Genomic DNA, 12,277 nt, shown 5'->3' with positions numbered 1-12,277 from the left:
ATCGGGAGGCAGGCGGGAGCGGCCCGCCGGAAGAGGTCCAAGGTTCGATCAGAGCGGGGTCGGCGGTGCCCTCGGCCGGCCGGCGAGCGGCGGGCGATGTGCGGTCCGGGCCGGCGGCGGGGTCGGCCAGGCGACGGGCGACCAACGCAGGATCCGCGCTGCCGGCTGCGGCGCGGGGACGGCCGGCGCGGCAAGCCCCGCGGCGCAGAGCGGGCAGGCGTCGCAGCCGGGCGTGGGCAGCGCCGGCTCCTCGGCGGCGGGGGCGTCGAGGGCGTGGCCGCAGATCGCCGACAGGCCCGGCGACGCAGGCTCGGCCGCGATCCGCAAGGCGGCGAGCGGCACGATCGACTGCGCCCAGATCGCCAGAAGGATCAGCGCGGTGCCCACGGTCTCGCGCCAGGTCGGGCGGGCGTGCAGGGCGCTCGAGGGCTTCATGGCCGGTGCCCTCCTCACGCGGCCCTGCGCGGGCGCAGGGTCTGGATGCCGAGGTCGAGGCCGAGCATCGCCAGGATGACGAGACCGGTGAGCGGGAAGAGCAGGCCGAGGCCGAGCACCAGCCCGGTGACCCCGGCGGCGATCCGGCGGTCGCGGGGCCAGGGCGGCACGCCGAGCCGGCCCGCGGGACGCCGCTTCCACCACATCGCCGCGGCGGTGATCGAGAGCAGGATCGTCGCGAGGCAGAAGGCCAGCATCGCGAGCTGGTTGGCGCGGCCCCAGAGATCGCCCTTGTGGAGGCCGATCCCGTACTGGATCGCCCGCCCCACCCCGCCGATGTCGGAGAACCGCACATCGACGAGGGGTCTTCCGGTGTACTGGTCGAGGGAGATCAGGCGCTGGCGGCTCACGGCGCGCGGATAGGCGGCCGCGGCGTAGACGTCCGTGCCGCCGGCCGGCAGCGCGACCTCGAAGCCCGCCGGCATGCCGAGCCCGTGCAGGATCGCCACCGCCCGGTCGATCCCGATCGCCACCAAGGGGTCCTGTGGCCGCGAGAGCGGAACCGGCGCGTCCTGCATCGTCCATCCGGCGGCGCTCACCCGCTCGCCCATCGGGACGGCGGAGACCGCCTTGTCGGCCCAGAGCGCCCGCGGCTGGCCGAGGCCTGCCGCGTTCGACCAGGTCCTGAGCTGGGCGCCCCAGACGATCGACCACGGCAGGCCGGTCGCGGCCAGGAAGACGAGGCCGGCGCCGGCCACCAGCCCGGTGACGGCGTGAAGGTCGCGCCACCAGACCCTTTGCGCCGGCCCTGCGCGGATCGTGACCACCCCGCCGCCTCGGCCCCGCGGCCACCAGAGATAGGCTCCGGTCGCCACGAGGATGATGGCGAAGCCCGCCACCACCTCGACGACGCCGTTGGCGACCGGCCCGAAATAGGCGAGGCTGTGCAGCCGCCGCACGACCATCATGAGTTCCCGGTCGGCCGCGACCCGGTCGAGCACGTCGCCGGTGTAGGGATTCAGAAAGACCAGGATGCGGCGTCCGTCCTCGACGAGCGTCACCACCGCGGATGCGGTCGCGTCGGCCGGCTCCGTGAAGGTCGCGGCCTCGGCGTCGGGAGCGGTCTCCAGGGCGTTGAAGATCAGCCGGTCCGGACTCAGGGGCGCCGTGGCCTCGGCCGCGACGACGGTCCGGGCCGCGAACAGGGTCGCGTTGATCTCGTCCTTGAACAGGTAGATCGCCCCCGTGGCCGAGAGCAGGATCAGGAACGGCAGGCAGAGCAGGCCGGCGTAGAAATGCCAGCGCCAGACCGCCCTGTAGACGGCGTCGCGCATGTTCGGTCGCGGTCCGCCGACCTGCTTCGCCCGGCCGCTCACAGGATGGCCTGGATCTGCCGGAGGGCGAGCCCGTGCCCGGCCGCGAGGTCGAGCGGGCCGACGAAGGCGCCGTCGCGGTCCATCAGGTAGACCATCAGCGTGTGCTCGAGGGTGTAGTCGCCCCCCGGCAGCGGGACCTTCTTGGAGAACACGCGGTAGGACCGCGCCACCCGGTCGATCTCCGCGCGGGTTCCGGTCAGCCCCGTGATCGAATCGCTGAACGAGCCCATGTAGTCGCGCAGCACCGCGACGTCGTCGCGCTCGGGATCGAGGGTGATGTAGTAGGCGCCGATGTCGCCGCCGGCCTTGTGCAGGTCGTCGATCAGGTTGGTCAGGTCGGCCAGCGTCGTCGGGCAGACGTTCGGGCAGCGGGTGAACCCGAAGAACACCAGGAAGGGCTTGCCGGCGAGCGTCGCCGAATCGAGGATCCCGCCCTTGGACGATTGCAGCCGGAACGGGCCGCCGACCACGGACATCGCCGGCTTGGCGGGGCCGCGCGGCAGGCTCGCCACCACGCCCCCGGCGATGCCGAGGATGCCGACGAGCACCACCGCCAGGATGCCGTAGCCCGCCCGGCGCTGGGCCGGCGTGACGGGAGGCGGATCAGTGGCCATGGTCGTGGCCGGCCGCCCCGTGGCCGCCCTCCCCGTGGCCGCCCTCGGGAGCCTTCGCGCCGATCGCCTCCACCGCGAACTCGACCGGGACGGTCCCCGCCTTCTCGAACTGCAGCGTGCCCTTGACGCGCTCGCCCTTCTTCAGGGGGGCCTGCAGGTCCACGAACATCATGTGGTAGCCGCCCGGCGCGAGCGTCACCGTGGCGCCCGGCGCGATGACCAGGCCGCCCGCGACCGGGGCCATCTTCATCACCGTGCCGTCCATCGTCATCGAATGGATCTCGACGTGGTCGGCCCCGGTCACCGAGGCGCCGAGCAGCGTGTCCGGCGTGGTGCCGGTGTTGGTGACGCTGAGGTAGCCGCCGCCGACCTTGGCGCCGTTCGGCGTCGCCCGCGTCCAGGGGTGGGCGATCGCGAGCGCGCCGGCCTTGTACTCGTGGGCGCCGGCGGGGACCGCGAGCAGCGCGAGGGCGACGAGGGAACCGGTCGCGAGAAAGCGGGACAGGGTGGACATGGGATATCTCCGGGAAGGGGATGGGTCGATGGCGGCCGTGCACGGCCGAACGGATTCGAAGGGGGCGGCGTCCGGGCGGACCGGTTCGGGCGGAGCGCGACGGCGACGCGTCGGGCTCGCACGCCGCATCGGTCGGGGCGGAGCCGAAGCCTTGCCGCGACACGGGCGCGACGACACGGCGCGCCGCCGCGTTCCGGCGCGGGAACGCCGGGGCGACGTGTGGTCAGGCGGTGGGTGGGGCGCGTGCGCCGGCGCTGATCCCCGGCGGAGCGCGGGGGGCGGCGGCGAGGACGGGACGCCACGGGGCGTCGACCGCCGGGGGAGCGGACCAGGCGACCGCGACGTCGGCCGGAACCGGCATGTCCGCCGTCGGCATCGCCTGCGCGGCGGTGCAGCAGGCCAGGTGGTCCGCGTGATGCGGGGCGTGCTCCGGGCCTCGCCCGTCGGCGCCGGCATCCTGCAGGCAGAGCGCGTGCGCCGGATCGAAGGTCCGGACGGTCGTCATCCCGCCCAGCACCGCCTGCAGGGCAAGCGCATAGAGCGCGGTCACGGCGATGACCGCGCGGCAGACCCGCCAATCTGGCCGCCACATGCGCATGCCTCCACGCCTAGGGCTCAGCCCGGCGCGCCGTCAATGCGGCAGACGCCGCGCACCGCCGATTTCGGCGGCCCTGTCGCCTAGAATCGCCCCGCCAGCGTCAGCCGCACGGCGGTGGGCTCGACCGGGTGGAAGTGCCGGTCGGCGACGCCGTCCGCCCCTTCGCCGGGCAGGCGCGAGACGTAATAGTAGGTGATCTGGTCGGACTTGGCGTTGGTGAGGTTCAACACGTCGAGCGACAGGCTGAAGCCGTTGTCGAAGTTGTAGCCGACGCGGCCGTTGAGGAGCGCCGTCGGCTTCGAGCGCACGGAATTGTCCTCGATCAGCGGGCGCGGGCCGAAGTAGCGCAGGCGCATCGACCCGAACCAGCCGAGGCCCTCGCCGAATGTGAATCCGGCCGACGCGATCGTGGTCGGCGCCTCGGGGATGCGGTTGCCCGCCGGGTCGACGTCCGAGAAGCGGGCGTTGGTGACGGTCAGGTCCCCCTCCAGCTTCAGCCAGGGCGTCACCGCGTAGCGGTTGGTCCACTCGACGCCGAAGCGGCGGCTCGGGCGGCTCGGCTCCGTGGTGCCGGTGTCGCCCTGGAACAGGTTCTCCGACGCGAAGTCGAGGCGGAACAGCGCGACCGCCGTCTCAAGCCCGGCGATCGAGCGGTTGCGGATGCCGACCTCGTACCCGGTCGAGGGCACCAGGAAGGGCGAGCGCGTCGTGTTGAACAGCGAACTCGTCGGGTCGATCGTCGCGGTGACGCCGCGCACGTCGTTCGAGTGGAAGCCGCCGCCGTAGTTCAGGTAGAGCTCGGTGTCGGCCCACGGCCCCAGCACCAGCCCGAGCTTCGGGTTGACGACGCCGTCCCGCGCCTTGCCGCTGTTGGCCGCCGTGTCGGAGACCACGTCGGCGTAGTAGCCGTCGGCGCGGAAGCCCACGCTGGTGCGCAGCCAGTCGGTCCAGCGCACGCGGTTGTCGTAGAAGAACGCCCCGCTCGCCTCCAGCACCCGGTCGTCGAGGACGCCGGAGCGGAACTGCCGGTTTGTGGTGTTGAACAGCCCGACCCGGATCGAATCGGTGCGGGTCTGCACGCCGACCTCGTTCTCCATCGGCAGCCCGAACAGGTCGCCCTGGAAGATGTGGCTCACCTCGCCGCCGCCCAGGATGCGCTGGTCGAGCTGGTGGAACTGGTCGCCGTTGACGGGATCGTTGAGGAAGTAGGTGAAGTCGTTGAACAGGTTTAGCTGCGAGCGGATCAAGTAGGCTGAGGCCCGCGTCACGCCGGTGTCGTCGGTCATGCTCCATCGTCCCGAGAGCGAGAACCGGCTGCTGTCGCCGCCGTCGCTGGGGTTCAGGCTACCGAACCGGCCGATCAGGCCTTCCGACACAGCGCGCGACGCGATCTGGTTGGTCGCGGTCCAGCGGCTGGCATAGGCCATGCCGGTGACGGAGAACCCGTCGAGCGCCGTGCCCTGGCTGTAGCGCACGACGCCGTTGAGCTTGCGCAGGGCGTCCGGCACGTCCCACGGGCCGTCGTAGACCTGCGCCTCGCCGGCCACCAGCAGGTTGCCCTGGCCGAGTGGCGCCGAGGCGATCGTCAGCGCACGCGCGTAGCCGAACGAGCCGAACGAGGTCAGTGCGACGGACTTCGCGACGGTGTCGAGGTAGTCGATCCGCACCGAGCCGGCGGAGGCGAAGTCGCCGTCGCGGACGAAGTACGGCCCCTTGTGGAACTCCACCGCGCCGACGAGCTCGGGGATCAGGAAGTTGATGTCGGCGTAGCCCTGGCCGTGGGCGTGGGTGCGCATGTTGACCGGCATCCCGTCCACGTCGATCGCGATGTCGGTGCCGTGGTCGAGGTTGAAGCCGCGCAGGAAGAACTGGTTGGCCTTCCCCTCCCCCGAATGCTGCGTGACGATCAGGCCGGGCACGGATTCGAGGACCTCGCCCGGCCGGGTGATCGGGCGGCTGTTGATCTCGGCGCCGGAGATCACCCCGGCGCTCGCGGCATCCACCGACCGGAGGGTGCCGCCGACGCCGGTGGTGCCGCCGACGTAGCCGGCGCTCGCCGCCGGCCCCGGGCCGGTCGCGGCCGGAGCGACGGTCTCGGCCGTGACCGAGATCTCGTCGAGGTTGGCCTCGGCCACGCCCGGCTGAGACAGGGCGGACCGCATCAGGACGGCTTGTGGCGGGACGGCCGCGCCGACGACGAGCAGAAGGATGCGCAGGCGCGGAGCGAAACGGGATACGGACACGGGACCTCGGGCGACGCGACGTGGCACGTCACCGCGAACGAGGCCGATCCCCCGCGCCGTCCCTCCGACGGCATGAGGCTTCGACACCCGCCGGGGCACCCCGCCCGACGCGCTTCGCGTGTGACCACGACCGAGGGCAGGTCTCCTGGCTCGCGGGTCGTCGCCCGCCACCGTCTTCCCGGATGCGGCGCATCCAGTGACGTGCGTTGGTGGAAGGCTCGCCGCTTACAGTTGCGGGGGCAGCCACGGCTTCGACGAAGGCCCTTCCAGGCTCCGTCCCACCGCGTTCCCTTTTGATCCTCGATGAGGAACCCTCGCGCACAGGTTGCGTCGGGCGCGGACCGCGCGTCAATCCGGCTTTCGCAGCGCGTCGCCGGGTGTGGCCGATCCGCGACGCCGCCTTCACCTGCTGCGCGGTCGCGTGGCCCTCATGCGAGCCGGTCTCCGCCTCGCTTCGGAACGCCCTAGCGGCTCGCTGCGAACCGGGCCGGGCCGTCGCCGCGGCCGGCGACCACCACGAGGCGCCGGACCTCGCCGCGCAGGAACGCCTGCAGGAAGCGGTCGTAGTTGCGGAACGACACGCAGCCGTTCGAGGCGCCGCTCGGCCCGAGCATGTAGGTGTGGGCGAGCAGGCCGTCGCGGCCGTGGATGGCGGCAGACCCGCCCACCGGGTTGAGGCGGATCGCCCGGACGCCGTGGAACAAAGCCTCGCGCTCGGTGAGGTCGTAGGTGCCCGGCGGGGTCGAGCCGCGCATCCGCAGGTGCACGAAGTCCGGGTGGTCCATGCTGGCGCCGAGGCCGGAATGAGCTTCCAGCACCTCGCCGCCGGGCAGGCGGACGGTGCGGGCGCTGATGTCGTAGATCGCCGTGCCGGCGCCCGCGTCGGGGCTGGGGAACAGGCGGCCGCGCGACCGGTCGAGACCGGGTCTCTCCAGGGCGGCGTAGGCCAGGGCCGGGCCGGATTCCTTGCGCGCGGCGAACAGCTCCTCGAAGAACGACGGCGTCTCGGCGGTGGGCGCCGGCGCCGCCTCGGGCACCCGGCGCGGCGCCCGGCGCAGGGCGAGGCGCTGCGGCACGGGGGCGGCGATCAGATCCGCCGGGCGCGCCATCGGCAGCGGCACGATCTGCGCCTGGCGGAGGACTCGGATCTCACGCGGGCGCTGCGCCTGGCTTGCGACCTCGGCCTGCCGCACGATCTCCGCCCCGGTGGCGGGTGTCGCGGCGGGCTCCACCGCCGCGACGCCCGCCACCGGCTGGGCGAGGGACGGAGCGAGAGAGGCGGTCGGGGCGAACGCAGTGCCGAGGGGGATGCCGCGAAGGTTCGCGCGCACGTCCGGCCCCATCATCGGACGGGGATCGAACAGGGCCGCGAGGGCGGTCGAGGCGGCGCTCCGGGTCTGCGGGTTCGTGGCCTGCAGGTTCGTGGCCTGGAGATTCGCGCCCGGCGATCGCGGGTGCTTCCCGTCGCCGGTCGGCACGCCCCCGAGGGTGACGAGGCAGAGCAGGCCGGCCAGCGCGTTGCGCAGGGTCGGATGGCTGCGGGAGCGCCGGCGACGAACGGGACGCGCGTGGCCGCCGTGGGAACGCAGGTGATGCGGCAGGGGATGCGGCATGTGATGAGGCATGCGGACTCGAACTCGGACGCGAAGGCTGAGGCGGCGCCCGCGGCCACGCGCCGTCCGTCCCCCGCGACGGAGCGCGGGCGGTGGACCGGCCGAGGGGCTCGGCCGTGCGGGGATCGAGAGAACTGCGACTGATCCGTATTGAGCGCGCGTTTGGTTAATCCGCCCCTAAGCGGCCGGTCGCCGTGCGCGGACGGGGCACGAAATCGGGTCCGCGCCTCACACGGCGCGCGGGCACGCGGTCGTGTTGCCGCTTCGTTCTTGCCGAGGCGGGGGCGAATCGGCGATACCGCCAAGCATGCGGATGTTCGCCCTCGCTGCCCTCCTGTCCCTGCCTATCCTGCCCGGCGCGGCCGCGGAGGCGCCGCGGCCGGCCGACCCGGCCGCACTGGAGCAGGCGTGGCGCGGATGCGTGCGCGAGGCCTACGCTCACCAGTCGCCGACGCAGGGGCGGGCCGGCTCGCAGCGCAACGCCCTCGACGAATGCAAGGCGCGCGAGGACGCCGTCGTGGCGGCCCTGATGGCCGCGCGCACCGACGACGCATCCGGCCGCGGCGCCCGCTCGTTGCCGGCGCGCGCCCGCGCCTGGGCGGCCTCGGTCGCGGCCTACGTCGTCGACCCGGTCTCGTCCTGGATCGCGATGCTGCGCGACTGAGCGGCGGCCTTCGCCGCCCGCCGGGCGGGCCGCCTCACCGTCCGTAGATGTCCTCGACGCGGATGATGTCGTCCTCGCCGGTGTAGGAGCCGACCTGGACCTCGATCAGCTCGAGGGGGATCTTGCCGGGGTTGGCCAGCCGGTGCATCGAGCCGATCGGCAGGTACACCGCCTCGTTCTCGTGGACGAGGACCAGGCGCTCGCCCAGCGTCACCTCCGCCGTGCCCTTCACCACCACCCAGTGCTCGGCGCGGTGGTGGTGCTTCTGCAGCGACAGGCGTCCGCCCGGCGTCACCATGATGCGCTTGACCTGGAAGCGCTCGCCGATGTCGACGCGCTGGTACCAGCCCCAGGGCCGGTACATCCGCCGGTGCGCGTCGGCCTCCGGGTGGGCGCGGGCGCGCAGCACGCCCACCAGCTCCTTCACCCGGCCCGACTGCGCCTTCGACGCGACCAGCACCGCGTCGGGCGTCGCCACCACCACCACGCCGTCGAGGCCCACCACCGTGGTCAGGCCCTCGCCCTCGCTGTGCACCAGGCTGTTGGTGGTGCCCAGCACCTCGACCCGGCCGCGCAGCGCGTTGCCGGATTCGTCCTGCGGCAGCACCTGCCAGACCGCGTCCCAGGTGCCGACGTCCGACCACGGGAACGAGACCGGCAGCACGCCGGCCCGCGTCGTACGCTCCATCACCGCGTAGTCGATCGAGATCTTGGGCGCCTGCCCGAACGCCGTCGCGTCGAGCCGCACGAAGTCGAGGTCGACGGCAGCCCCCTCCAGCGCCGCGCGGGCGGCGGAGAGCACCGCGGGCGCATGCGCCTCGAGCTCGGCCAGCATCAGGTCGGCGCGAAACAGGAAGTAGCCCGAGTTCCACAGGGCGCCGTCCGCGATCAGCGCGGCTGCGCCCTCCGCATCCGGCTTCTCGACGAAGCGCGCCACCGCGAAGGCGCCCTCGGCCTCCGGCAGCGCGGCCCCGCGGCGGATGTAGCCGTAATCGGTCGCCGGCCGCGTCGGCTCGACGCCGAGCGTCATCGTGTAGCCGGCCCGCGCGCCCACGGCCGCCGCGCGCACGGCGGCGGCGAAGGCGGGAACGTCGCCGATCACGTGGTCCGCGGCCATGATCAGCACCACCGTCTCCGGGGCGACGTTGGCCGCGTGCAACGCCGCCACCGCGACGGCGGCGGCCGAGTCCCGTCCCTCCGGCTCCAGGATGATGTCGCCGGCGATGCCCGCCTGCGCCAACTGCTCGGCCACGATGAAGCGCGACTCGGCCGAGGCGATCACCGCCGGCCGGGCGAAGGTCGCGAGGTCGCTCACCCGCCGGGCGGTCGCCTGGAACGTCGACTCCGACGCGTCCACCAGCCGCGCGAACTGCTTGGGCATGCTCTCGCGCGACATCGGCCACAGCCGCGTGCCCGAGCCGCCGCACAGGATCACGGGGAGAATGCGGGCGGTGCTCATCTGACGACTCCTGTTCCCGGTGCCGCCGGGCGGCGACCCGACCGACGTTCTTCGCGCCGGTCGCGTGACCCGGGCGGTGCCCTCACTCCAACCCGAAGGTCCGCCCCGGGAACCCGGCCGCATCGAAGTAGCGCTGGTCCCCGACCTGCTGGAAGCGCAGCACCGTGGTCAAGCCCGACGGCGACGGTTCCGAGCGCAACGTGCCGGCCTGGGCCTGCGGCACGGGGGCGTCGCTCGTTCCCTCCCGCATCGCCTCCCGCATCGGGCGGCCGATCAGGCGGCCCTTGGCGGGGATCTGGAGCTTGAGCAGGGCGGCGAGAGTCTGCCCGACGTCGGCGTTGCTCACCGGCAGCGCATCGACGAAGCCGGCCTTGAAGCTCGGGCCGATGGCGGCCATGAAGTTGTGGGTGTCGGCCCGGCTGAAGCTGCCGTGCATGCCCTGGCCCTGCTGCAGCGCCGTGTCGGCGACCTCGACGACGCAGGTCTCCGGGTTGGCGCAGCCGGTGCTGTACGAGCGGAAGTTGACGACGATCGCCGGCGTCGGGGTCGCAGCCTCGCCCTTCAGGTTCACAGCCGAGAGCGGCAGCGTGCCGGGAAAGCTGCCGAGCGCGTCGTCGACGAACAGGCCGCTGACGTAGTCCTGCTCCAGGAGCGCCGCGACCGTGCGGGCGGCGAGCGCCTTGTCGCCCTTCGGCAGGTAGACGAGGTCCGAGCCGCCGTTGACCGCGACCACGAGGTCCGGCGCCTTCGGGTCCGGGCCGAGCAGCGCGTTGCCGAGCTTCGGCCGCTGGCCGGCGAGCACCGGTGCGGCGCTCGCGTCGGGCTCGTGCAGCGGCAGGCCGAGGGCCGCGGCGAGGTCGAGCGCCAGGAAGCCCGGCGGCAGCTGCCCGGCGGGCACGCCCGGCAGGGCGGTCTTCGCGGACGGGCTCGTCGCGCTCTCCTTCGAGATGGTCGAGAAGCCGTGGTCGGCCGCGACCACGATGTCGGTCGTGTCGGAAAGGCCGAGCTCGTCGAGCGCCCGGCGCAGCGTCGCGAGGTTGTCGTCTGCGTTGCGGATGCCGGCGAGCGAGGTCGGCCCGTTGATGCCGGGCACGAGCTTGCCGAGGCTGTCGCCGTGGTTGTGCTGGGCGCCGTCCGGGTCGCGCGACCAGAACACCAGCACGAACGGTTTCTCGCGGGCCTTGAACAGCGGCAGCACGACCTTCGTGGCGACCTCGGCGAAGTAGGCCTGCTGGGCGACGTTGGCCACGAGCGTGCCTGGCGTCGTCGCGTCGCCCGCCTTGCCGTTCTCCCCGCGCGAGGGGGCGGCGAGCGGCAGGTTACGGCCGGCCATCAGCCCCTGCATCTCGGCGCTGAACGGGATGCCGCGCGCCGAGCCGGTCTCGTCATCGACGACGATCGTCGGGCCGCCGGTGCGGTCGGTGTGGTCGAAGATCAAGGTCGGCCCGACCTTGCCGATCGCCGCGGTGCTGATCCCGGCCTTGGCGGCGGCGCGCAGCACCGTCTCCTCGTTCATCCAGTCGCCGTTGAAGACGGTGTTCATCTCGCCGAGCACGGCGTCGTTCTCGATGAACGGCGTCACCGTTCCCGCCTGCGCGGCGATCGGCTTGGCGAGGTAGATCGTGTTCGAGAAGTCGCCGGTGTCGCCGAGCTGGTGCCCGGTCGCCATGCCCGAGGCGTTGGCGGTGGTGAAGGTCGGGAACAGCGAATGGCTGTTGGCGAGGTTCACGCCCTGGTCGCGCAGGGCCGCCAGGGCCGGCGTGTTCTCCGGCGTGACCATGCCGGCGCGCAAGCCGTCGGGAACGAACAGGATCACGTTGCGGGGCCGGTCGGCCGCCGCGGCGGCGGTGCCGAGGAGGCCGGCGACGATGACGCCGTTGAGGATCGCGCGCATCGCCGTCGTCTCCTGAAGGGCCGGCCGACTTCCGGCGCGGTGCCGCTTCTCCTCACGTCCGCATGACGCCCGTGTGACGGCGCAGGCCGGCGGGACAGGCGGGCGAGACAAGTTGGGCGGGCCGGAACGCCTGGCCCGCCCGCGATGGGGCGCTTACATCGGCGGGGTCAACCCGTCCTTGCCGACGGCGACCCGGCGGGCGCTCAAGGCGGTGCCGTCGCGGGCGGCCGTGACGAAGGCCTTGGCGCCGGGCTTGAGCACCATCTTGTCGGCGGGCTCGAAGGTCACGACCGGGGTTTCCGGCAGCACGACCACCGTCTGCGCGCCGTCCTTGTAGGTCACGGTGAGGGTGCGCGCGCCGGACGCCGTCGCGCTGCCCGACACGGTGCCGTTGGTCATCGCGCTCTTCACGCGCGGGGCGGGAGCGTCGGCCTTGACCGTCCCGTTCGTCATGGCGCTCTTCACCCGCGTCCCGCCGGCGGTGGCATCGGGGATCGTGTCCCAGCCGTAATGGCCCTCGCCGGTGCCGCGCATGGCTTCGGGGAACAGCAGGACCTCGATCGCGGTGCGCGGGTTCTCGCCCTTGGTGGCGGTGCCGACGAAGGTGCCCTCCTTCACGTCGTCGAGGCTGGCCTTCACCACCGAGACGAACTTCGTGTCGTCGCCGAGCGCGATCGTCTCCGACACGCCGTCGATGGTCTTCAGGGTGATCGCGCCCGGCGCGACCGCCTCGATCGTGCCGCGCAGGCGCTCGACGACCGGGGCGGCCTGGGCGCCGCCGACCGAGAGGAGGCCGGCGAGGGCGAGAAGCGGGAGGCGTGTCATGAGGGGCCTGTCGTTTAGGAGGGCCTGACGGTCCGGCACGAT

11 protein-coding genes and 1 riboswitch are annotated in these 12,277 nt (G+C 73.0%); of the genes, 1 reads left to right on the top strand and 10 read right to left on the bottom strand.

Going from position 1 to position 12,277, the window contains the following annotated elements; all coding sequences use genetic code 11:
• Nucleotides 1-48: 48 nt before the first annotated feature.
• The 7 genes from FV234_RS13030 to FV234_RS13000 all read right to left on the bottom strand — a co-directional run bounded on the left by FV234_RS13030 (nucleotide 49) and on the right by FV234_RS13000 (nucleotide 7,405).
• A complete protein-coding gene (locus FV234_RS13030; protein WP_147764960.1) occupies nucleotides 49-435 on the bottom strand; it encodes a hypothetical protein in 387 nt (128 codons plus the stop codon).
• A gap of 14 nt (nucleotides 436-449) precedes the next feature.
• Nucleotides 450-1,769 carry a PepSY domain-containing protein gene (locus FV234_RS13025; protein WP_147754716.1) on the bottom strand — a complete coding sequence of 440 codons (1,320 nt, stop codon included), beginning with the start codon at nucleotides 1,767-1,769 and terminating at the stop codon, nucleotides 450-452.
• Nucleotides 1,770-1,807: 38 nt separating this feature from the next.
• Complete coding sequence (locus FV234_RS13020; protein ID WP_147754717.1) at nucleotides 1,808-2,425, bottom strand: SCO family protein; 618 nt, start codon at nucleotides 2,423-2,425, stop codon at nucleotides 1,808-1,810.
• The gene (locus tag FV234_RS13015) at nucleotides 2,415-2,939 is read right to left on the bottom strand and encodes a copper chaperone PCu(A)C (protein WP_147754718.1); all 525 of its coding nucleotides are present in this window, start codon (nucleotides 2,937-2,939) and stop codon (nucleotides 2,415-2,417) included. Before FV234_RS13015 ends, FV234_RS13020 begins: the two co-directional genes overlap by 11 nt.
• A gap of 223 nt (nucleotides 2,940-3,162) precedes the next feature.
• Nucleotides 3,163-3,531, bottom strand: a complete 369-nt coding sequence (locus FV234_RS13010) for a hypothetical protein (protein WP_306422421.1) — start codon at nucleotides 3,529-3,531, stop codon at nucleotides 3,163-3,165.
• Between the two features lie 86 nt (nucleotides 3,532-3,617).
• Nucleotides 3,618-5,699, bottom strand: coding sequence for a TonB-dependent receptor (locus tag FV234_RS13005; RefSeq protein ID WP_147829677.1), 2,082 nt, complete (start codon nucleotides 5,697-5,699; stop codon nucleotides 3,618-3,620).
• A gap of 198 nt (nucleotides 5,700-5,897) precedes the next feature.
• A riboswitch (cobalamin riboswitch) is annotated at nucleotides 5,898-6,111 on the bottom strand.
• Nucleotides 6,112-6,244: 133 nt separating this feature from the next.
• Nucleotides 6,245-7,405, bottom strand: a complete 1,161-nt coding sequence (locus FV234_RS13000) for a DUF2778 domain-containing protein (protein WP_238272105.1) — start codon at nucleotides 7,403-7,405, stop codon at nucleotides 6,245-6,247.
• A gap of 295 nt (nucleotides 7,406-7,700) precedes the next feature.
• On the opposite strand from FV234_RS13000, the gene FV234_RS12995 reads away from it, so the two are divergent.
• Nucleotides 7,701-8,057, top strand: a complete 357-nt coding sequence (locus FV234_RS12995) for a hypothetical protein (RefSeq protein WP_238272106.1) — start codon at nucleotides 7,701-7,703, stop codon at nucleotides 8,055-8,057.
• A gap of 34 nt (nucleotides 8,058-8,091) precedes the next feature.
• On the opposite strand, the gene FV234_RS12990 is transcribed toward FV234_RS12995, so the two are convergent.
• From FV234_RS12990 to FV234_RS12980, 3 genes are all read right to left on the bottom strand, one after another.
• A complete protein-coding gene (locus tag FV234_RS12990) occupies nucleotides 8,092-9,516 on the bottom strand; it encodes a mannose-1-phosphate guanylyltransferase/mannose-6-phosphate isomerase (RefSeq protein ID WP_147829659.1) in 1,425 nt (474 codons plus the stop codon).
• A gap of 82 nt (nucleotides 9,517-9,598) precedes the next feature.
• A complete protein-coding gene (locus tag FV234_RS12985; protein ID WP_147754601.1) occupies nucleotides 9,599-11,410 on the bottom strand; it encodes a nucleotide pyrophosphatase/phosphodiesterase family protein in 1,812 nt (603 codons plus the stop codon).
• Between the two features lie 153 nt (nucleotides 11,411-11,563).
• Entirely contained in the window at nucleotides 11,564-12,235 is a 672-nt protein-coding gene (locus FV234_RS12980; protein WP_147754602.1) for a metal ABC transporter permease, read from the bottom strand.
• Nucleotides 12,236-12,277: the final 42 nt, after the last annotated feature.

It is taken from the genome of Methylobacterium sp. WL8, assembly GCF_008040045.1.
Classification (GTDB): domain Bacteria; phylum Pseudomonadota; class Alphaproteobacteria; order Rhizobiales; family Beijerinckiaceae; genus Methylobacterium; species Methylobacterium cerastii.
This window is presented reverse-complemented; position numbering and strand designations above follow the sequence as displayed.